The sequence below is a fragment of the Anaerostipes rhamnosivorans genome, assembly GCF_005280655.1.
Taxonomy (GTDB): Bacteria; Bacillota; Clostridia; order Lachnospirales; family Lachnospiraceae; genus Anaerostipes; species Anaerostipes rhamnosivorans.
Map to the genome: position 1 here is coordinate 962411 of NZ_CP040058.1, position 19814 is coordinate 982224.

A 19814-nucleotide genomic window follows, 5' to 3' on the forward strand; every position below is an offset into this window, starting at 1 on the left:
TATGAAGTTAATGTTTATCGGTGCAGACCATGAAGTAACGGGTAGCTGCCATTATGTGGAGGCATGTGAGAAACGGTTTCTGGTTGACTACGGGATGGAACAGGGAAAAAATGTATATGAGAATGCAGAACTTCCTGTCAATCCGGCGGATCTTGATTTTGTGCTGCTGACCCATGCACATATTGACCACTCAGGACTGCTTCCTCTGCTTTATGCCAACGGTTTCAGAGGGAATATCATTACCACAAAAGCCACCAAAGATCTCTGTGATATCATGCTGCGTGACAGTGCCCACATCCAGGAGTTTGAGGCCGAATGGAAAAACCGGAAGGCAAGAAGGTCCGGAAAACCGGAAGAACCGCCGCTCTATACGATGGATGACGCAGTGGGCGTCATGGAACAGTTTCTGGGCTGCCAGTACAATGAAAAGCTTGAGGTGAGCCGGGGTATCAGCGTCCGGTTTACGGATATCGGCCACCTGCTCGGATCATCCAGCATTGAGGTATGGCTGACAGAATCAGGGGTACAGAAAAAACTCGTTTTTTCAGGAGACATCGGAAATAATAATCAGCCGCTGATCAAGGATCCTCACTATACGGAAAGTGCAGATTATGTTGTGATGGAATCCACATACGGAGACCGTTACCACGGGAAGCACCCGGATTATGTGGGAGAGCTGGCAGATCTGATACAGAAGACCTTTGACAGAGGCGGCAATGTGGTCATCCCTTCGTTTGCGGTAGGAAGGACCCAGGAACTTCTCTATTATATCCGTCAGATCAAGGAGGAGCACAGGGTAAAGAATCACGGAGATTTTCCTGTGTATGTGGACAGTCCCCTGGCAGTGGAAGCCACCAATGTGTTCCAGGAAAATATCCACGACACATTTGATGAGGATGCCATGGCACTGATCAACCAGGGCATTAATCCTCTGACCTTTTCAAACTTAAAACTATCCATCACAAGTATTGATTCCAAGGCTATTAACTTTGACGAAGACCGGAAAGTGATCATCTCAGCTTCCGGAATGTGTGAGGCAGGACGGATCCGTCACCATTTAAAGCATAATCTATGGAAGCCTGAAAATACAATTGTATTTGTGGGCTATCAGGCTTATGGGACATTAGGGCGCGCTCTGGTTGAAGGGGCAAGTGAAGTCCGTCTGTTCGGAGAAACGATCAAAGTCGAAGCCGACGTGGTGCGCCTGGAAGGTATGAGCGGCCATGCGGACAAACAAGGGCTTTCCGTCTGGGCATCGGCATTTAAAGAAAAGCCGGAGAAATATTTTATCGTCCACGGAGAGGATGAGACCTGTGATATTTTTGCGGAATATCTGGAGCATGAGTATGGGATGAAAGCAGAAGCTCCATACAGCGGAGATACTTTTGACTTGGAGACAGGAGAATGGCTCCTTCGTGTCGCACCGAAGAAGGTGCCAGAGGCCAGAAAAGGGACCAAGAGGGCTAACGCTGTGTATGCCAGGCTTTTGGCGGCAGGTGAGCGCCTGCTGTCTGTGATTCGAAGGAGTGAGGGCGGGGCCAATAAAGACCTGGCCAAATTTGCGGATCAGATCAATGCGCTCTGCGACAAGTGGGAACGCTGACAAGAAGACAAGAACACCGAGTGGGCTACAAGGAGGAAAGAAATGAAAGTTTTAAAATCCGACGAGATGATGTGCGACCATTGTGTGGACCGGATCAAAATCGGTCTGATGGACGCAGGGATTGAGGCGGAAGTAGAACTGAACGAAAAAAGCATTATTCTGCCTGAGGATGATGACGCTTTGATAGAAAAGGCAAAAGAAGTTTTAGGCGATCTGGGGTATTTTGCACAGGAGATGTAAGATACCCCGGACGATCCGGGAACCGTCCATGGACACGTGCATTTTTTAGTCAATCGTGGTACAATCGTAAAGTACGAAAATTGGAAGTAAACAGGAGAGAACATGAAGGAAGAAAGACGGAGTGAATCCTCCGCCGTGAGGATCAATAAGTATTTAAGCCAGGCAGGCCTTTGTTCCAGAAGGCAGGCTGATTTTTATATAGAACAGGGAAAAGTGACAGTGGATGGAATACTGGCTGAGCCGGGGACTAAGGTCATGGAAGGACAGGAAGTCTGCTTTGAGGGAAAACCGGTACATATGGACCGCCAGGTTGTATATCTGGCCTATCATAAGCCCAAAGGTATTGTGTGTACATCCAGCAAAGAGGAAAAAAACAATATTATCGATGCTGTCGGTTACCCAGTAAGGATTTATCCTGTGGGCCGTCTGGACAAGGACTCCCAGGGACTGATCCTTTTGACTAATGACGGTGACGCGGCCAATGAGATCATGAAAGCCCGGAATTATCACGAAAAAGAATATGAGGTGACCGTCAACAAACGGATTACCAACGAGTTTATACAGGGGATGAGAAACGGGGTGCCTCTTGCGGATCTCAACACGGTCACGAGAAAATGCAGTGTGAAAAAAGAAGGACCGGACAGCTTCCGTATTATCCTGACCCAGGGTTTAAACCGCCAGATCCGCCGAATGTGTGAATATTTTGGCTACAGGGTTACCAAACTAAGAAGAGTCCGGGTTATGAATATCAGGCTTGGTGGTTTAAAAGAAGGATCCTTCCGGAAGCTTACGCCGGAGGAAATAAAAAAGTTAAAAGAGGAACTGACCTGTGAAAGATAAGTTTGACCGAATGAAAGAACTGATCCAGATCCTGAGTGAGGCGTCGAAAGCCTACTATCAGGAAAATAAAGAGATCATGAGTAATTTTGAATATGACAAGCTCTACGATGAGCTTTTGGAGCTGGAGAAAGAAACAGATACGGTGCTGGCGGACAGTCCCTCTGTCCATGTAGGATATGAGCTTTTGACGTCCCTGGAAAAGGAGGCCCACACATCTCCAATGCTTTCCCTGGATAAGACAAAGGAAGTGGGAGAACTGGCAGAATGGCTGGGAGATCAAAAGGGGCTGCTTTCGTGGAAGCTGGATGGGCTTACAATCGTTCTCACCTACCAGGATGGAGTCCTGTCAAAGGCCGTTACCCGGGGAAACGGGGAAGTCGGCGAGGTGGTGACCAACAATGCCAGGGTATTTGTGAATCTGCCGAAAAAGATTGCCTACAAAGGAAATCTGGTGATACGCGGTGAGGCAGTGATCCACTATTCTGACTTTAAAAGAATGAATGAAGAATTGGAAGATCTGGACAGTAGATATAAGAATCCAAGGAATCTATGCAGCGGTTCTGTAAGACAGCTGAATAATGAGGTGACAGCTAAGCGGAATGTCCGTTTTTATGGTTTTTCCGTAGCTGATGTTCCAGATGTGGATTTCCATAATTCTGTGGAAGAAAAGTTTATCTGGGCAAAGGGCCTTGGTTTTGACATGGTGGATTATGTGACTGTCACATCGGATACAGTGGCTTCTGAGGTAGAGTCTTTCTCTAAGAAGATCGAGAGCAATGACCAGCCGTCAGACGGACTTGTGCTGATCTATGATGATATTGCTTACGGCAGAAGCCTGGGAACCACTGCTAAATTTCCAAGGGATTCCATTGCCTTTAAATGGGCCGACGAAATCGCGGAGACCACATTGGAGGAGATCGAATGGAGTCCTTCCAGAACAGGGCTTATCAATCCGGTGGCCATCTTTGATCCTGTGGAACTGGAGGGTTCCACGGTCAGCCGTGCCAGCCTCCACAATATCAGTGTCATGGAGGAATTGGAACTGGGAGTCGGAGACCAGATTTCAGTCTACAAGGCTAATATGATCATCCCACAGCTGGCCCAAAACCATACCAGAAGCGGCAACGCCGCTATCCCCGATACCTGTCCTGCGTGCGGCGGGAAGACAGAGATTGAGGAAGAGAACGGCATCCGGACACTAGTCTGTCCCAATCAATTCTGTAGTGCCAAAAAGATCAAGCTTTTTTCGCATTTTGTGTCGAGAGACGCGATGAACGTGGACGGGTTGTCTGAAGCTTCTTTGCACAAGCTGATGGAAAAGGGGCTTTTAACAGAGCTTTATGATTTGTACACACTGAAAGAACACAAAGAAGAGATCGTGGAGATGGAAGGATTCGGAGAGAAGTCATTTTCCAACCTTGTGGATGCCATAGAACAGTCCAAGAAAGCCACTCTTCCCAAGTTTCTTTATGGGCTTGGGATTGCCAACGTGGGTCTTTCCAACGCAAAACTTATCTGCAGGCATTTTGGGGATGACCTGGATGCCATCCGGACTGCGCAGGCGGAAGATTTTACGGTGATCGACGGCATCGGACCGATCATCGGTGAGTCCGTGAGCCAGTATTTCCTTCTGGAAAATAACAGACAGACTGTGGACGGCCTGCTTGAGTATGTGGAGATCCAGAAGCAGGAGGAGCCGGACACGGAGAAAAAATTGGAAGGTAAGACCTTTGTGATCACCGGGTCCCTGAATCATTATGAAAACCGGAAGCAGCTGCAGGAGCAGATCGAAGCACTCGGAGGAAAAGCCACAGGTTCTGTGACAAAAAAGACGGACTATCTGATCAACAATGACAGGAATTCTTCGTCATCAAAAAATAAAAAGGCCAGGGAGCTGGAAATACCGATTTTAACGGAAGAGGAATTTATGGACATGATAAAATAAGGAAGATATAGGATGAAACGAAGAATTATTTCATGGATGCTGGCAGCAGTGATGATCGTCACGTCCGCGGCAGCAGCGTTTATGGGAAATGAAAAACAGGCAGAAGCTGCATCTGCATTTAAAGTGCATTTCATTGAGGTTGGCACCGGAGACGGTGCCATGCTTCAGTATGGCTCAGGAAAGAGTGCAAAATACGCATTGATCGATGCAGGACCTCAAACTACACAGCTTCTGGGCGGCAAAACGGTCAATGTAGGCCAGAGAGTACATAACTATTTAAAAAAGTATAAGATCCGAAGGCTGGAATTTGTTATCATGACACATCCTCACAAGGACCATATCGGAGGATTTATTTCCATACTGAAAGATCGGTCAATCTCTGTAGGAACAGTGTATGCCACACAGCAGCCAGTTTATAATCATTATTCGGGAGATGATGATTTTTATAGTACAAAAACGTACCATACTGTCAATCAACTGATTAAAAAGCGGGAGATACCGGTGGTCGTCCCACGGATGAAGTCCTCAATTTATCTAGGCAAAGCAAAGCTGACATTTTATTCACCTGGACGGGGCAATTTTAAGTATGGACGAGAAGTTGATTATAATTCCCGGCAGATTAACAAATTTTCACTGGTGTGCAGAATTACTTACGGAAGGAATTCGTTTCTTATGGCAGGGGATACCCAGCAGGAAACTGAATACAACATGATAAATAAGAAACTGAATCTCAAATCCCAGGTGCTGAAGGTTCCACATCACGGATATGAGGATGTACGTAACAAGGATGCAAAAGGCAGATTTTCGTCCAACCATAAAAAGTTTTTTGACAAGGTGAAGCCTGCAATATCAATTATAAGCAATGGGTATAGAAATAAAGACAAAGTGCCCTCTGGTCTGATTACTAGGGAACTTTCCAAGTCTAATATTTATACTACAGGCGATAACGGTAATATTATCGTGGCTTCCAACGGAAGTAAGTTGAGTGTCAGTACTTCAAGAAATAAAAATGAGCCTGCCAAAGCCAGTACCTATATTTCATCTAAAAAGTCTTCTCTTCTTCTGAAAAAGATGTCGGTGAAGTCCAATGGAAAGAAAAAGCTGGATATCGTTTCCGTTGATTCTAAAGATATATATAATGTCAAAGAAAAAAAGCCGCTGAAAATCTCAATCAAGGCAAAACCGCAGTCTTTTACGAGAATTAAGAGTATTCAGTATAAACTGGTGAAAAAGGGAAAGAGCAGTACCAGGTACCGCTGGAAGACCGGTAGGACTGTCAAGGTAAAGAAAGGATTTAAAGGCAGCCTTTATATCAAGTACAATACAATCTCCGGAAGTACAATGGTTAAAACAAAGGGATTTGTGATAAAAAAGAAGAAATAAGAGTAAAGGAGCGTGTAATTATGCCGATAAGAATTGATACGGACCTGCCGGCAAGGGCTATCCTGGAAGAAGAGAATGTGTTTGTAATGGATATAGACCGAGCAGTGACACAGGATATCCGGCCTCTGAGGATAGCAATCTTAAATCTGATGCCAAATAAACTGGATACAGAGCTGCATCTGCTCAGGAGTCTTTCTAATACTCCATTGCAGATCGATATTACTTTTTTAAAGACGGCATCCTATGAACCAACGCATGTACCGGAATCCCACATGGAAAAATTTTATGTATATTTTGATGATGTGAGAGATAAAAAATTTGACGGGATGATCATAACGGGGGCTCCTGTGGAACTGAAAGAATTTGAGGATGTTGATTATTGGGAAGAAGTTGCGGAGATCATGGAGTGGACGAAAAAGAATGTTACGTCCACCTTACATATCTGCTGGGCCGCTCAGGCAGGATTGTATTATCATTATGGAGTGAAAAAAAATGTGCTGGATCAAAAGATCTCGGGTGTATACCGCCATCATCCCCTTCATAAAAAAACTCTGCTGGTGAGAGGATTTGATGACTACTTTTTTGTTCCCCATTCCAGAAACACTGGTGTGGACGGAGAGGCAATCAGACAGTGTAAAGAATTAACTGTAGTGGCTGAATCAGAGGAAACCGGACCATATCTGATCTTAAACGAGGACGGAAGCCAGATCTTTGTCACAGGGCATCCTGAATATGATGTGATGTCGCTGCACCAGGAGTATGTAAGGGATATCAATCGGGGACTTAATCCTGAGATTCCAAAGAATTATTATCTGGATGACGATCCGAAAAAAGGACCGGTGAAATCTTGGAGATGCCATGCCAATGCTATGTATTATAATTGGCTGAATTATTACGTTTATCAGGCGACCCCTTACGATTTGTAGAAATACCTTTTCATGAGGTTTTTCTATGGGATTCGCGGACATATATGGGATGTGATGAAATTAGTGAAGACAGATATAACTTTAAAAAGCTATATCTGTCTTTTTTCTTTAACTCTATATTGTTAATTGATTTCTATATATTCTATGATATCTGGTACTTCACATTGAAGAAGCTTACACAATTGGTCAATTGTATTTGTCGTGATACCTTTCCCGTGTTTTATGGCATAATAGGTCGAACGCGAAAACCCGCGTTTTAAGAGTTTATAAGAACTTATATTTTTTTCTTTCATGGTACGAAATAATGGGTTATAGCTGATCATGAATATACCTCTTAGATTGTGAATAGTCTTATTATTCTTTTTCATCTTTATATTCAAGAATGTCAGAGACAGGGCACTCTAATAATCTACAAAGCTGGTCAATTGTGTTTGTACTAATGCTGTTTCCCTGTTGTATTGAATAATAAGTTGATTTGGAAAAGTCTTTTTAAATAAAGCATAGGAGGAAATTTGTTTTTTTGACATTGTTTTGAAGAGAGGTTTATAGTTGATCATATAAAGTTCCTCTCTTTTATTCTATAAAACAATTGTAAAATTATACTCGTATATTGAATATGTATGAAAATCCGAGTGCAATGTTGTATATATAGGTTGGCTTTTGAATAATAACCTTGATATAAAATCAAAAGAAGGGATTTGTCATATGTGTGATTTTATTAATTTGTTGTCGAGAATGAATCTAAAAGAGAAAGAAAAAACAGAGATTTGAGGAGGCCGCCAAAGAGATATCTGGAAAAACAGTAAAAATAGACAACATCAATCTAAGTGAAGAGCAGTGGCAAGCCGTAGATAGTGCTTTATGCGCAAGTAGTCAACTATGGTCTTTTATGGATCGGATCACAAATAAAAAGTTTGCCTCAATGAGAAGATGTTTTAAAAAGGAAGAAAACAATGAAAAAATATAAATGGATTATTGTTGTAACAATAATTACAATTGGTTTTATATATTATAGTGTGAGCGGCAGTGAGATAACGGGTTCTACAGCATGTTTTTCAGATGAGATTAACAAGATACAATAAAGAGGAAAAATAATATTTGGAGTTTTTGAATACTAAGGATAAAGTCATATGTACAAAAAAAGTATGACAAAGTAAAAAGTGGAGGAAAAGAGATACTCTATGGTATTATGTATAGGAAAAACGCTTTTCTATGGCTTGAAGAAAAGGAGATAGAATAAAGACGAAAGCAGATACATTATTATGATAATTTCATTAGAGCCTCAAAGATGAAACTTGGTTCTGCCGTTGACAGATTCAAGATCTTTGTGATAACATAACGATAAGGAATTCCTGAATTAAAACAAAATATGATTGTCGTATAGAGATTTGAATATGACAGAAGATTATGGCTCAGCCATAATTTTCTGTCATTTTTTTGTTCTATAGGAAAGATCTTTGAACCTCTCTATGGAACAAAAAAGCCCTGCGGGCACTATGCACACAAAATGGGTAAAGAAATCATTTGACGTCGTCAAATCACTTCGTTTACAGAAAGGTTGTCAGGATGAAAGAGATAAGAATATTATGCGTCTATGATGGATACATCACAGAAGAGGTTATGAGTAAAATGAAAGAATTGGAGGAGTTCGGTGCTCGTATTACCATGGTCAGTGATGATGAAATGAAAGACGTGGGAGATGTAACCAATCGAATGTTGTTGCTGGAACAAAAAGGGTTAGAGGCGGCTCCGACCTACAAAACTCTGCTGGAGAATTGTCCTGATAAGGAGATTCTTGTTGTTCATTGTACCTCGATCAACAAAGAGGTCTTGGAGGCTTGTCCAAAACTGAAAGCAGCAGTTGTGCTTCGCGGAGGCATTGAAAATGTGGATATCAATGAGCTTACAAAGCGTAAAATTCCGCTGATCAATACATCCTGGAGAAGTGCGGATGCCGTTTCTGATGCAGCTGTAGGCATGATGATAGCCGAAAATAAGAACATAGCAAGGAGCCATCACTATATGAAAGAAGGGAGATGGGTAAAATCATATGTGAATCAAAAATACATCCATAATATGAACAAATGTACGGTTGGGCTGATAGGCTATGGTGCGATCGGATCCAGGGTGGCGAAAAAACTAAAAGGATTTGATAGTGACATCTTGGTCTATGATCCTTTTGTCAGCAGGGAGATGATAGAAAAAGACGGTGTGAAAGTGGTGGATCTAGACCAGTTGTTAGAAGCGTCCGATTTTGTATCAATGCATCTGAGGTTATCAGACCAAACAAAAAAAATCATGGGAAAACGAGAATTTGCCAAGATGAAGAAAACGGCCTATTTTATCAATACAGCCCGGGCCGGGCTTGTGGATACCAGTGCACTTGTGGAAGTTTTAAAAGATCGTGAGATCGGGGGTGCAGCCATTGATGTATTTGATCAAGAACCGCTTCCCACAGATCATCCATATTTAGAGCTTGAAAATATAACACTGACCTCGCACCTTGCCGGAACGGCCAGTGACACTCCGGTTGTAAGCGTAGAAATTGGTGTTGAGAAGCTGAAAGACTTCCTTACAGGGATGACAGAGGAAAATGATAGATAAAAAGAAAAGGAGAAAAATATTGAAAGATAATTTATTAGAATTCAAAGCCACAGTGATGTCAGCCATTACAACTGGTGTATCCTACATGCTTCCTTTTGTTGTAGCGGGAGGCATATTGGTAGCGATCTCTTTTGCAATTGGGGGATACGATGTGGGGACGGCAGTAGGGCCTTGTAAAACCTTCGCTTCCACAATTTATTATCTGGGCCAGATCGGCCTGGGTACACTTATGGTCCCTGTTCTGGGTGCCTTTGTGGCATATTCCATCGCTGATAAACCAGGGATCTGTGTGGGGATGTATGCTGGATGGATAGCAACGGATCCATGGAATATCGGCTATGCCTCAGGGTTTTTAGGGGCACTGGTGGGTGGTATTATCGCCGGATGTTTAGTGGAGGGCCTGAAGAAAATGCCTCTGCCCAGATCACTAAAATCATTGCTGCCCACTCTGATCATCCCATTGCTTGGATGCGGAATGATTGGCCTGCTGATGCACTATGTGCTGGGAGGACCGCTGGGAGCTTTAACCACTGCATTGACCCATTTTCTCGACGGTCTTGGGACAGGCAATATTATCATCTTAGGGCTTGTACAGGGTGCCATGATCGCTTTTGATATGGGAGGACCGTGTAATAAAGTAGCCTATGCATTTTCGCTGGCCTGTATGGAGACAGGAAATTATCTTCCCATCGCGGCAGTTTTTGTAGCTGCTATGGCCCCTCCCATGGCAATGGCCGTTGCGATGCTCGTGAAGAAAAATTATTTTACAAAAGAAGACAGAAGCTCTATACCGGGATGTATTGCCGGATGCCTGTGTATGATCACTGAATTTGCGATCCCCCATGCGGCGAAAGATGTGAGACGTATTCTTTGTTTTTGCGTGGGGTCAGCCATTGGATCAGCCATGTCTTTTGCGCTTGGTGTGACAATGAGGGCGCCTCATGGAGGGTTATTTGTCCTATTTGCGGTGAATAAACCGATTGTATTTGTGATCTGTCTTGGAACGGCGGTTTTAATCTCAGCGGCACTGGTTATTTTTATCGGCCATCCGGTGGAACAGGAGCCATAGAGGGAAAACTCATGATGATATAAAAAATCCTGAAATTATTTTAAATAAATGATATGATATAGAAAAGGCTATGAGAGAGGGAGTTATATGTTTGATGATGGTAAATTTCATGTAATACCAGCGGTACGCAGCCTGAGATATTTTACAGAGGCTTTGAGTACAGAAGAAGAGTGGGTTTTGACGAGCAACTGCGCCCATATAGGAAATCTGCAAAGTTTGTCTCAGAAATGTCATGATGCTAATAAAAAAATCATAGTCAACCATGAGATCGTCGGCGGATTGGGGACCGATAAGACTGCGTTTGAGTTCCTAAAGAAAATGTACCGTGTAGACTGTGTAATGGGATTCCAGAACATCCGGCTGGGAATGATCAAAAATGAAGGCATGAAGACCATCCAGCGAATCACTCTTTCGGATTCTTTTGCCTTGGAACAGGCTTCAAAAAGTTTACAGCTTTCAAGAGCGGATGCCATTGAGCTGCGCCCGGCATATTACGCAGCAGAATTTCTGGATTATTTCAAGCAGATCAAAGACTGCTGCTACATAGCAGGAGGGTTTATTGACAGTAAAGAGATGGTAGATACTATGTATCGGGCTGGTTTCAATGGAATTACAACAAGCAATACAAAGCTATGGAACTATCAAATGAATTGAACGGTGGAAAGGATATGTTATGGGCGAAGATGAGGAAAAAGAAGTCAGCGGTCAAACAGATAAGAATTATATCTCATTGGGAGTCAGCCTTGGTTTATGTTTTGGAGTAGCCTTAGGAAGCATATTTCATAATCTGGCCATGGGAATCAGTTTGGGTCTGTGTATAGGTGTAGCTGTAGGTATGAGCATGGACAAAAAGAAGAATGACAGGGATGAGGAGTCGAAGAAATAGAATATTTATCAGTGTAAAGATATTGGGGCAGGTACAGTTTTTTAAACTGTATCTGCCCTTTGCCGTGCGATTTTGGACCGCCGCCCTTATTCTTTGTCCGGAGTAAATATGATCGATATATAACGCTCAGGTCTACTTACATCTTTTTAAAGATCTGATAGATCTTTGAATAATTTTTCTTGTCTGCATCGCTCTGCTTCACACCAGTATATTCCTCCCAGTCACTGTCGCTTCTGGAAAGGACGTTATAGGTACGGGGTTTGCCGTCGGAGGAATCGGAAGCTGACAAGGTTTCGCGTCTTACAGCTACATATCCGGCAGTGTAAGTGCCTCTGGCTGAGTTGTATCGGATGACTTTTACCTTGTCACCGGGGCTCTTTGTGGTGATATCCTCAGTTGTCCAGTATAGGTAATAGCTGCTTCCTTTTCCCTGAAAAGACCAGGAGTTGACGCCTGCCTGGCCTGCGTTGAATCCCGCCTGGCCCAGGGCATTCAACAGGTTTTCATAAGCTTTTCCGGTTCCGGAAGAGGAATCGATGTTCTTATTCATATAACCTTTGATCAGCTTGGCGATTTCAGGGTTATTATCTATTACATAGGAAAGAGCTTCATTCATGTTAAAATCGTAGTCTTTATCGTGTTTCCTGCAGATGATGACAATGCTTGCGTCGGAGCCGCGGCTTACGTCATAGGCCCCGCCCTGGCGGCATTTGTACTCTGATTTACTGGCCAGAGACTTCAAATATGCAGTGTCATACTTCCCGGAGCCTTCCAGTTCATAGATCTCATCGGCGGTGAGATCTCTCAAAAGTCCTGCTTTGTTGACCAGGCAGGCTTTCTTCTGGGCGCTGGTGATGTAGCCAATCAGGGAAGGAATCAAAAGAGCCAGAAGGATGGCCAGGATTAAAAGGACCACGATCAGCTCCACCAAAGTGAATCCCTCTTTGTTCCGTATAGATTTTACCATTTCTTATGCAGCCCCCTTTCCCCATTATTTCTTTAAGTATAGCATATCTTTAAAAAAACAGGTATAGGTAAACGCCAGGATCTCTTGAAAAAGACAGAATTCCTTCTCGTCATCGGTATCATGGAACCTGCTTTTATTTGAAAAGAAATCAAATTGTATATGAAATATGGATATGATATGATAAAAGAAAAAGAGGTGAAGACATGACAGAGAGACAGACAAAGATACTGGAAATGGTCAATGAGCAGAAAAAGATAGAGGTTAATCAGCTGTCCGAAACTCTCGGCGTATCGCAGGTGACGATCCGAAAGGATCTGGATGCGCTGGAGGAAAAGGGGCTGTTAAAAAGGGAACATGGATATGCAGTGATCTGCAATACAGATGATATCAGCAACCGCATGGCAGTCCGTTATGATATTAAGGTAAAAATTGCGGAAAAGGCGGCAGAGCTTGTCTCAGACGGAGAAACCGTCATGATCGAGTCGGGGTCCAGCTGTGCGCTGCTGGCAGAGTATCTTGCGGGAAAGAAAAAGGATGTCACCATCATTACCAACTCGGCGTTTATCGCAAGGCATATCAGAGAGTCCGCCGCAGGAAAAACTGTCCTGCTGGGAGGCGATTATCAGAAAGAATCCGAGGTCATGGTTGGACCTCTTGTAAGAAAATGTGCCAGAGAGTTTTATGTAGACAAGTTTTTTATGGGAACAGACGGATTTATTCCCCAGGCGGGATTCACATGCGGGGATATGATGCGTGCTGAGGCTATGAAAAATATGGCGGAGTCGGCCAAACATTCTATCATTTTGACGGATTCCAGCAAGTTTGCACAGCAGGGCGTCGTACTCCAATGCAGGCTGGATGAGATCAACATGGTGGTCACAGACACAGGGATTCCTGAGGATGCAAGGAAAATTCTTGAACAAAACAGGGTTGCAGTGGAGACGGCAAAATAAAGAAAGACCTCAGGGGCCTCCTTATATATGGAGGTCCCTCAGATCTTGACGGAAAGTTTTGCTGCCTCAAAGACTCCAGCGTATTTTGTGAGATCTTCAGGGTGCAGGGCTTTTACATCCTTCATTTCATAATTCATATGTAACTGTTCATATTTTTTCTCACCGAACTGATGGAATGGGAGAAGGTTTACCTGGCTGATGCCGGTTTCATGTAAAAGAGCACAAAATGCATGTGCATCTTCAATGGAATCATTGACGCCGGGGATGACAGGGATTCGGGCAATGACTTCTATTCCGTGCTCTGCAGCCCATTTCATATTTTCTAAAATCTGTTCATTTGGGACACCGGTATAGAGCCGGTGTTTTTTGCTGTCATGATGCTTCATGTCGAACAGAAGCAGGTCCGCATATTCTGTCACAGACACAAACACTTCATGGGATGCATACCCCGTTGTCTCCAGGGCCGTATGCAGTCCTTTCTTTTTACACTCTGACAGAAGCAGCTCAGCGAATGCCGGCTGGGCCAAGACTTCTCCGCCAGACAGCGTCACACCGCCGCCGGATTCCTCGTAAAAGTCGATATCCTTCATGACCTCTTTCAGGACTTCATCAACTGACATTTTTTCTCCGGTATACTTTAAGGCATTTCCTGGACACTGTCTGATACAAGAAAGACACCCTTCGCAGCTTTCGTGGCGGAAGTGGAAGCTGCTGTCATCTGAAAAACGGATACTTTCTGTGGGACATGACCGCTGACAGAGGCCGCAGTGCAGACATTTGCCGGGATCCCATAGGATCTGCGTGTGAAAGGACTGGGATTCGGGATTGGAACACCAGCGGCAGCGCAGCGGGCATCCCTTTAAAAATACTACGGTCCGGATGCCGGGGCCATCATGGATACTGAATTTTTGGATATTAAAGATATTTGCTTTCAACTGAAACCCTCCTTCTTCAGAAACAAAGCGGAATAACAACTGGTTTATTCCTATAACAGAACCTTAACATAAGAATGAATAAAAGTAAATATAAGTTTTAACAAAATATATATTAGTTTCAAATGTAATAAAAATATTGACAAAACGAAAATGGAAGCGTATATTAAAGGTACAGAGAAGAAAATGAAAAAAGCGAGCATAGAATCAACGAACCATATCAGGGAGGTATCATTATGGCAGAGAATCATTTCGGAAAGCTTACAAAACGCATGGATGAATTCAGGGAGGATTTATTAGAGGCAAAACCGTATGTATGCGCGGAACGTGCTGTCTATACGACACAGAGTTACAAAGAGCACGCGGACCAGCCAGTCATCTTAAAAAGGGCATACATGCTTCAGAATATATTAGAGCATATGACCATCTTCATCGAACCGCAGACATTGATTGCCGGAAACCAGGCATCCGCCAACCGGTCTGCCCCGATCTTTCCGGAATATGCCATGGACTGGGTCGTTGATGAACTTGACAAGTTCGAGAAACGGGACGGAGACGTATTCTATATCACAGAAGACACAAAGGAGACATTGAGAGAACTGGCTCCGTACTGGGAACACAATACGACAAAAGACAAAGGACTTGCGGCCATGCCCGCCTCCAGCAAGATTTTTTACGATCTGGGGATCATCAAGGCGGAGGGAAATATCACCTCAGGGGATGCACATCTGGCTGTCCAGTATGAAAAGATCATGAAGTGCGGTCTGAAGGATTATGAAGAACGGACAAAAGCTGCAATGGAGAAGCTGGACTTGACAGAGATGGAAAACCTGAAAAAGTATTATTTCCACCAGGCGATCCTGATCGTCATCGGCGCCGTGAAGGATTTTGCCGGCCGCTATGCAAAGCTGGCCCTTGAGATGGCAGAAAAAGCAGAGCCGAAACGGGCACAGGAACTGAAGGAGATGGCCGGTATTCTTTCAAAGGTTCCTTATGGACCGGCAGAGACTATGAGAGAAGCGGTACAGAGCATGTGGCTGGTACATCTGGTGCTCCAGATTGAATCCAACGGACATTCCTTGTCTTACGGAAGAATGGACCAGTATCTGTATCCTTACTATAAAAAAGACGTGGAGAGAGGTATTGAGACAGAAGATAGCGCATGTGAGCTGTTGACCAATCTCTGGCTGAAAACTTATACCATCAATAAGATCCGCAGCTGGTCCCACACACAGTTCAGCGCAGGAAGCCCGCTGTACCAGAATGTGACTATCGGAGGACAGACGCCAGACAAGAAAGACGCAGTCAATCCTCTTTCCTATCTGATCCTTAGAAGCGTGGCCCAGACCCACCTTCCGCAGCCGAACCTTACGGTCCGCTACCACGCCGGGCTTGATGATGATTTTATGAAAGAGTGTATTGAAGTTGTCCGCCTGGGATTCGGCATGCCGGCATTTAACAATGATGAGATTATCATTCCTTCCTTTATTGAAAAAGGGGTGAAGGAAGAAGATGCCTATAATTACAGCGCCATCGGTTGTGTAGAGACAGCAGTTCCTGGAAAATGGGGATACCGCTGTACTGGAATGAGCTTTTTAAACTTCCCAAAATCTCTGCTGATCGCCATGAACGACGGAACAGATCCGGAATCTGGCGTAAAGGTTACAGAAGGGGCGGGACATTTCCTTGACATGGAATCTTATGAAGATATCGAAAAGGCATGGGATAAAATCATACGTGACTTTACAAGACACAGTGTGATCATTGAAACCTGCTGTGACATGGTCCTTGAGGAGACGGTACCGGATGTGCTTTGTTCTTCATTAGTGGATGACTGTATTGCAAGAGGAAAGACCCTGAAAGAAGGCGGCGCAGTCTATGATTTCATCAGCGGACTCCAGGTGGGGATCGCCAACATGGCGGATTCACTTGCTGCCATCAAGAAATGTGTCTTTGAAGACCAGAGTATCTCAAAACAGGAGCTGTGGGACGCCCTTCAGAATGACTTTGAAGGACCGGAGGGAGAGAGAATCCAGAATATCCTTCTTTCCGCTCCAAAATACGGAAATGATGATGATTATGTAGACTCTCTGATTCGGAGTGCCTATGACGTCTATATTGACGAGATCAAAAAATACCACAATACAAGATACAAAAGAGGCCCCATCGGAGGAACTTATTACGCAGGAACTTCTTCTATCTCAGCCAATGTGGGCCAGGGAATGGGAACGCTGGCTACGCCGGATGGAAGAAAGGCACATACTCCTCTTTCAGAAGGGTGTTCTCCGAGCCATGCCATGGACCAGAACGGCCCTACCGCGGTGTTTAAGACGGTTGCCAAACTTCCGACCAAAGATATCACAGGCGGGGTTCTGCTGAACCAGAAGGTAACACCGCAGATCCTTTCAAAGAAAGAGGACAGAATGAAGCTGATCTACATCATTCGTACATTCTTCAACAGGCTTCACGGATACCATGTCCAGTACAATGTGGTTTCCAGGGAGACCCTCCGGGATGCCCAGGCACATCCTGAAAAGCATAGAGACCTGATCGTCCGTGTGGCAGGTTACTCTGCATTCTTTAATGTGTTATCCAAACAGACCCAGGATGATATCATTGAGAGAACCGAGCAGGTACTGTAAAAACTGGATATAGAAGAAACCTTGATAGAATTTAGAAAGGATCTAACCATGGAATTTTTATTTGATACAGCAAATATAGAAGAAATTAAAGAATACAGTCATTTTTACCCGATCACTGGTGTCACCAGCAACCCGTCCATCTTGAAAAAGGAAGGGAAGATTGATTTTTTCAGGCATTTCAGAGAGATCAGGGAATTGATAGGGGAAGACAAGACGCTGCATATCCAGGTCACGGCAAAGGATGCCGAGACCATGGCAGCAGAGGGAAGAACTATAAGGGAAAAGATTGATCATAAGGTCTTTATCAAGATTCCTACAACAGAAGAAGGGCTGAAAGCCATGCGTATGTTAAAAGCAGAAGGGGCAGGCATCACGGCTACAGCAATTTATACCAAGATCCAGGGCTATCTGGCCATGGAGGCCGGAGCTGATTTTATCGCACCGTATTTTAACCGGATGGAGAACATGGACATTGACTCCAAAAACACAATCTCCTGTTTTGCGAAACAGATCGAGCGCTATGGATACAAAACGAAGATATTGGCCGCAAGCTTTAAAAACATCGCTCAGGTCAATGCGGCGTTTGAAGCCGGCGCTCAGGCGGCTACTGTACAGCCGGGACTTCTCCACGATGTCCTTGGAATGGCAGCCATCGGAAAGGCTGTTGATGATTTTGACACTGACTGGAGAGCAGCCTTCGGAGATTTGGATATTACTCAATTATAGATGTTTCATGCAGAAAAAGGACGGTACACTTTAAGTGGCTGTCCTTTTTCTATAGGAATATTTATATATCAAAATCTACAGATTTAAAGTTGCTGTAATACCTGCCTTTCACCGCAGTGAACTTAAGGACACAATAGTCAGGGTCCGTGACACCCTCTTTGTAGTACATGGTATCCCCGTCCTGCCATATTCTTTCTTTGGCTTCCGGTGTTTCTAAGACTTCCATTGTTCCGGTCAGACTGATACCCCGGAAAAACCGCTTATCAACAAAATAGACACCTGCCTTGTGATTCTTTCTGAAACACTTTATTTTGTTGGAAGAGGTATTTGTGGTAAACCAAAATGTAGTGATCCCTTCTCGTTCCCTTGGCTTTAACATGGCTTTCGTAACCGGAAAACCTTCTTCATCGATGTAGGAAATAAAACTTGTACTTGCCTTATCAATCATCTTTCCGATGGTTTCTGCTGGATTCTTTAACATGGTGCTTATCCCTCCAATTTATATTTTATCAGGCCTTTCCTTCTTTAATTCATGATAACACGCCAAAAAGCTATGTACAAGAACGTTGCTTTTGGCTTTTTTGTACGCAGAAACATTTGCTCCAAGCCAGCCTAAAAATTTGACAGCATTCAATCATGCCAAGGTTGAATTGCTTAGGCAGCTATTTGCCTGAAACATCCTTTATAATAAAGACATACCAACAATACAATCTTTTGAAAGAAAGGAGAGAGGCATTATGAAACAGCAAGTACAAAAGTTCGGACGTTTTTTGAGCGGCATGGTGCTGCCGAACATCAGCGCACTGATCGCGTGGGGATTTTTTACCGCGATCTTTTTACAGGGAGGATGGTTTCCAAATGAAAAGATGGCAACGGTCATCAGCCCTATGCTCAACTATCTGATTCCGGTCCTGATGGGCTACACCGGAGGGAAAATGGTCTACGGCACCAGAGGAGCGGTGGTCGGAGCGGTTGCCACCTTCGGAATTATCATCGGAGGGTCTATCCCCATGTTTCTCGGGGCAATGATCGCAGGCCCCTTAGGCGGCTGGCTGGTCAAGAAACTTGACGGCCTGTTAAAAGACAAGATCCCCACTGGGTTTGAAATGCTCTATGATAACTTTTCAGCCGGAATCTTAGGAATGCTGCTGGTCATGCTCTGTTTCTGGATCATGGGGCCATTGGTTGAGGGAGCCAGCAATGCCCTTGGAAACGGAGTAAAAGCCATCGTGAATGCAGGAATGCTTCCTCTGGCATCCATCATCATTGAACCGGCAAAGATCTTATTCTTAAACAATGCCATCCAATATGGAGTCCTGACACCTTTGGGACTGGCAGATGCGGCCACGGCGGGAAAATCAATCTACTTCCTTCTGGAAGGAAACTTAGGGCCTGGGCTTGGTGTCTTGCTGGCATGCTGGTTCTTTGGAAAAGGAGAAGCCAAGAGTTCCGCACCTGGGGCTATCATCATCCAGTTCTTCGGAGGTATCCATGAACTGTATTTCCCTTATGTACTTATGAAACCGGCCTTGATCCTGGCTGTGATCCTGGGAGGCAGCGCGGGGATACTCACCAACTCTCTGCTTGGAAGCGGCCTTGTGGCGGCAGCTACACCGGGAAGTATCTTTGCTTATATGGCCATGGCACCCAAAGGCGGCGCACTGCCTGTGCTGGCTGGAATTGCGGCGGCTACGGCAGTATCCTTCATCGTGGCTTCTATTATTTATAAGAGATCCAAAGATGATGAGGATGAGGGCAGCTTCCAGAGTTTTGATCCACTGAATCTTTCTCTGGACGGCGGAGTGAAAAAGATCGTGTTTGCCTGTGACGCAGGAATGGGATCCAGCGCCATGGCGGCAGCAACGCTGACGAACAAATTGAACAAAGCAGGAATCAACATTAAGGTAGCCCATACTTCTGTGGACGAGATTCCGGAAGACGCGGAAATCATTCTGACCCACACAAGCCTTGCGGAAAGGGCCAAATCTTATAACAGCACGGCGCGGATCATTGCGGTATCCAATTTTGTGGAGGCGCCGGAATATGACCAGCTGGTGGAGGAATTGAAAAAGCAGCAGTAAATTGATGAGGGAGGGAA

The 19814-nt window shown here is 44.4% G+C and carries 20 protein-coding genes; 15 read left to right on the plus strand and 5 right to left on the minus strand.

The genetic code is table 11. From position 1 onward, the window contains the following. Nucleotide 1: 1 nt before the first annotated feature. The 6 genes from AR1Y2_RS04755 to metA all read left to right on the plus strand — a co-directional run bounded on the left by AR1Y2_RS04755 (nucleotide 2) and on the right by metA (nucleotide 6937). Complete coding sequence (locus AR1Y2_RS04755) at nucleotides 2-1603, plus strand: MBL fold metallo-hydrolase RNA specificity domain-containing protein (RefSeq protein ID WP_175403587.1); 1602 nt, start codon at nucleotides 2-4, stop codon at nucleotides 1601-1603. Nucleotides 1604-1645: 42 nt separating this feature from the next. After that, nucleotides 1646-1843: a heavy-metal-associated domain-containing protein gene (locus AR1Y2_RS04760; protein ID WP_137327936.1), complete on the plus strand. Its 198-nt coding sequence runs from the start codon at nucleotides 1646-1648 to the stop codon at nucleotides 1841-1843. Nucleotides 1844-1945: 102 nt separating this feature from the next. Continuing rightward, nucleotides 1946-2683, plus strand: a complete 738-nt coding sequence (locus AR1Y2_RS04765) for a pseudouridine synthase (RefSeq protein WP_137327937.1) — start codon at nucleotides 1946-1948, stop codon at nucleotides 2681-2683. Next, nucleotides 2673-4628, plus strand: a complete 1956-nt coding sequence (gene ligA, locus AR1Y2_RS04770) for an NAD-dependent DNA ligase LigA (protein WP_175403588.1) — start codon at nucleotides 2673-2675, stop codon at nucleotides 4626-4628. The genes AR1Y2_RS04765 and ligA overlap by 11 nt, the downstream gene beginning before the upstream one ends. Before the next feature lie 12 nt (nucleotides 4629-4640). After that, a complete protein-coding gene (locus AR1Y2_RS04775) occupies nucleotides 4641-6011 on the plus strand; it encodes a ComEC/Rec2 family competence protein (RefSeq protein WP_137327938.1) in 1371 nt (456 codons plus the stop codon). A 20-nt stretch (nucleotides 6012-6031) separates the two neighbouring features. Continuing rightward, the gene (gene metA / locus AR1Y2_RS04780; protein WP_137327939.1) at nucleotides 6032-6937 is read left to right on the plus strand and encodes a homoserine O-acetyltransferase MetA; all 906 of its coding nucleotides are present in this window, start codon (nucleotides 6032-6034) and stop codon (nucleotides 6935-6937) included. 122 nt (nucleotides 6938-7059) lie between these two features. Here metA and AR1Y2_RS18370 read toward each other — a convergent pair whose 3' ends face one another. Both AR1Y2_RS18370 and AR1Y2_RS18310 read right to left on the minus strand, forming a co-directional pair. Next, the gene (locus AR1Y2_RS18370; protein WP_334295164.1) at nucleotides 7060-7305 is read right to left on the minus strand and encodes a helix-turn-helix domain-containing protein; all 246 of its coding nucleotides are present in this window, start codon (nucleotides 7303-7305) and stop codon (nucleotides 7060-7062) included. After that, on the minus strand, nucleotides 7292-7396 hold the full coding sequence (locus AR1Y2_RS18310; RefSeq protein WP_334295166.1) for a helix-turn-helix domain-containing protein: 105 nt from the start codon (nucleotides 7394-7396) through the stop codon (nucleotides 7292-7294). Before AR1Y2_RS18310 ends, AR1Y2_RS18370 begins: the two co-directional genes overlap by 14 nt. A gap of 494 nt (nucleotides 7397-7890) precedes the next feature. Between AR1Y2_RS18310 and AR1Y2_RS18155 the strand changes: the two genes are divergently transcribed. From AR1Y2_RS18155 to AR1Y2_RS04810, 5 genes are all read left to right on the plus strand, one after another. Then, entirely contained in the window at nucleotides 7891-8019 is a 129-nt protein-coding gene (locus AR1Y2_RS18155) for a hypothetical protein (RefSeq protein ID WP_282432135.1), read from the plus strand. Nucleotides 8020-8503: 484 nt separating this feature from the next. Then, complete coding sequence (locus tag AR1Y2_RS04795) at nucleotides 8504-9541, plus strand: 2-hydroxyacid dehydrogenase (RefSeq protein WP_137327941.1); 1038 nt, start codon at nucleotides 8504-8506, stop codon at nucleotides 9539-9541. A gap of 19 nt (nucleotides 9542-9560) precedes the next feature. Continuing rightward, on the plus strand, nucleotides 9561-10610 hold the full coding sequence (locus AR1Y2_RS04800; protein ID WP_137327942.1) for a PTS fructose transporter subunit IIC: 1050 nt from the start codon (nucleotides 9561-9563) through the stop codon (nucleotides 10608-10610). Nucleotides 10611-10697: 87 nt separating this feature from the next. Next, nucleotides 10698-11264 (plus strand): glycerol-3-phosphate responsive antiterminator, encoded by a 567-nt coding sequence (locus AR1Y2_RS04805; RefSeq protein WP_137327943.1) that lies wholly within the window; start codon nucleotides 10698-10700, stop codon nucleotides 11262-11264. A 19-nt stretch (nucleotides 11265-11283) separates the two neighbouring features. Next, nucleotides 11284-11496, plus strand: coding sequence for a glycine zipper family protein (locus AR1Y2_RS04810; RefSeq protein WP_137327944.1), 213 nt, complete (start codon nucleotides 11284-11286; stop codon nucleotides 11494-11496). 136 nt (nucleotides 11497-11632) lie between these two features. Here AR1Y2_RS04810 and AR1Y2_RS04815 read toward each other — a convergent pair whose 3' ends face one another. Further along, nucleotides 11633-12463: a prepilin-type N-terminal cleavage/methylation domain-containing protein gene (locus tag AR1Y2_RS04815; RefSeq protein ID WP_137327945.1), complete on the minus strand. Its 831-nt coding sequence runs from the start codon at nucleotides 12461-12463 to the stop codon at nucleotides 11633-11635. Nucleotides 12464-12666: 203 nt separating this feature from the next. Between AR1Y2_RS04815 and AR1Y2_RS04820 the strand changes: the two genes are divergently transcribed. Then, complete coding sequence (locus tag AR1Y2_RS04820; protein ID WP_137327946.1) at nucleotides 12667-13416, plus strand: DeoR/GlpR family DNA-binding transcription regulator; 750 nt, start codon at nucleotides 12667-12669, stop codon at nucleotides 13414-13416. Between the two features lie 38 nt (nucleotides 13417-13454). Here AR1Y2_RS04820 and AR1Y2_RS04825 read toward each other — a convergent pair whose 3' ends face one another. Beyond that, nucleotides 13455-14351 (minus strand): glycyl-radical enzyme activating protein, encoded by an 897-nt coding sequence (locus AR1Y2_RS04825; RefSeq protein WP_137327947.1) that lies wholly within the window; start codon nucleotides 14349-14351, stop codon nucleotides 13455-13457. A gap of 233 nt (nucleotides 14352-14584) precedes the next feature. Here AR1Y2_RS04825 and AR1Y2_RS04830 point away from each other — a divergent pair, with 233 nt between their 5' ends. Further along, on the plus strand, nucleotides 14585-16990 hold the full coding sequence (locus AR1Y2_RS04830; RefSeq protein ID WP_137327948.1) for a glycyl radical protein: 2406 nt from the start codon (nucleotides 14585-14587) through the stop codon (nucleotides 16988-16990). A gap of 48 nt (nucleotides 16991-17038) precedes the next feature. Beyond that, entirely contained in the window at nucleotides 17039-17716 is a 678-nt protein-coding gene (locus AR1Y2_RS04835) for a fructose-6-phosphate aldolase (RefSeq protein WP_137327949.1), read from the plus strand. Nucleotides 17717-17777: 61 nt separating this feature from the next. On the opposite strand, the gene AR1Y2_RS04840 is transcribed toward AR1Y2_RS04835, so the two are convergent. After that, nucleotides 17778-18197: a pyridoxamine 5'-phosphate oxidase family protein gene (locus AR1Y2_RS04840; protein ID WP_137327950.1), complete on the minus strand. Its 420-nt coding sequence runs from the start codon at nucleotides 18195-18197 to the stop codon at nucleotides 17778-17780. Between the two features lie 256 nt (nucleotides 18198-18453). Between AR1Y2_RS04840 and AR1Y2_RS04845 the strand changes: the two genes are divergently transcribed. Next, nucleotides 18454-19797, plus strand: a complete 1344-nt coding sequence (locus tag AR1Y2_RS04845) for a PTS mannitol transporter subunit IICB (RefSeq protein ID WP_137327951.1) — start codon at nucleotides 18454-18456, stop codon at nucleotides 19795-19797. The last annotated feature ends 17 nt before the right edge of the window (nucleotides 19798-19814 follow it).

Bases quoted from the DNA above. Each gene is read 5' to 3' on its own strand.
- AR1Y2_RS04755 (WP_175403587.1), top strand. From the start codon at position 2: ATGAAGTTAATGTTTATCGGTGCAGACCATGAAGTAACGGGTAGCTGC.
- AR1Y2_RS04760 (WP_137327936.1), top strand. From the start codon at position 1,646: ATGAAAGTTTTAAAATCCGACGAGATGATGTGCGACCATTGTGTGGAC.
- AR1Y2_RS04765 (WP_137327937.1), top strand. From the start codon at position 1,946: ATGAAGGAAGAAAGACGGAGTGAATCCTCCGCCGTGAGGATCAATAAG.
- AR1Y2_RS04775 (WP_137327938.1), top strand. From the start codon at position 4,641: ATGAAACGAAGAATTATTTCATGGATGCTGGCAGCAGTGATGATCGTC.
- metA (WP_137327939.1), top strand. From the start codon at position 6,032: ATGCCGATAAGAATTGATACGGACCTGCCGGCAAGGGCTATCCTGGAA.
- AR1Y2_RS18370 (WP_334295164.1), bottom strand. From the start codon at position 7,305: ATGAAAAAGAATAATAAGACTATTCACAATCTAAGAGGTATATTCATG.
- AR1Y2_RS18155 (WP_282432135.1), top strand. From the start codon at position 7,891: ATGAAAAAATATAAATGGATTATTGTTGTAACAATAATTACAATTGGT.
- AR1Y2_RS04795 (WP_137327941.1), top strand. From the start codon at position 8,504: ATGAAAGAGATAAGAATATTATGCGTCTATGATGGATACATCACAGAA.
- AR1Y2_RS04805 (WP_137327943.1), top strand. From the start codon at position 10,698: ATGTTTGATGATGGTAAATTTCATGTAATACCAGCGGTACGCAGCCTG.
- AR1Y2_RS04810 (WP_137327944.1), top strand. From the start codon at position 11,284: ATGGGCGAAGATGAGGAAAAAGAAGTCAGCGGTCAAACAGATAAGAAT.
- AR1Y2_RS04815 (WP_137327945.1), bottom strand. From the start codon at position 12,463: ATGGTAAAATCTATACGGAACAAAGAGGGATTCACTTTGGTGGAGCTG.
- AR1Y2_RS04820 (WP_137327946.1), top strand. From the start codon at position 12,667: ATGACAGAGAGACAGACAAAGATACTGGAAATGGTCAATGAGCAGAAA.
- AR1Y2_RS04830 (WP_137327948.1), top strand. From the start codon at position 14,585: ATGGCAGAGAATCATTTCGGAAAGCTTACAAAACGCATGGATGAATTC.
- AR1Y2_RS04835 (WP_137327949.1), top strand. From the start codon at position 17,039: ATGGAATTTTTATTTGATACAGCAAATATAGAAGAAATTAAAGAATAC.
- AR1Y2_RS04840 (WP_137327950.1), bottom strand. From the start codon at position 18,197: ATGTTAAAGAATCCAGCAGAAACCATCGGAAAGATGATTGATAAGGCA.
- AR1Y2_RS04845 (WP_137327951.1), top strand. From the start codon at position 18,454: ATGAAACAGCAAGTACAAAAGTTCGGACGTTTTTTGAGCGGCATGGTG.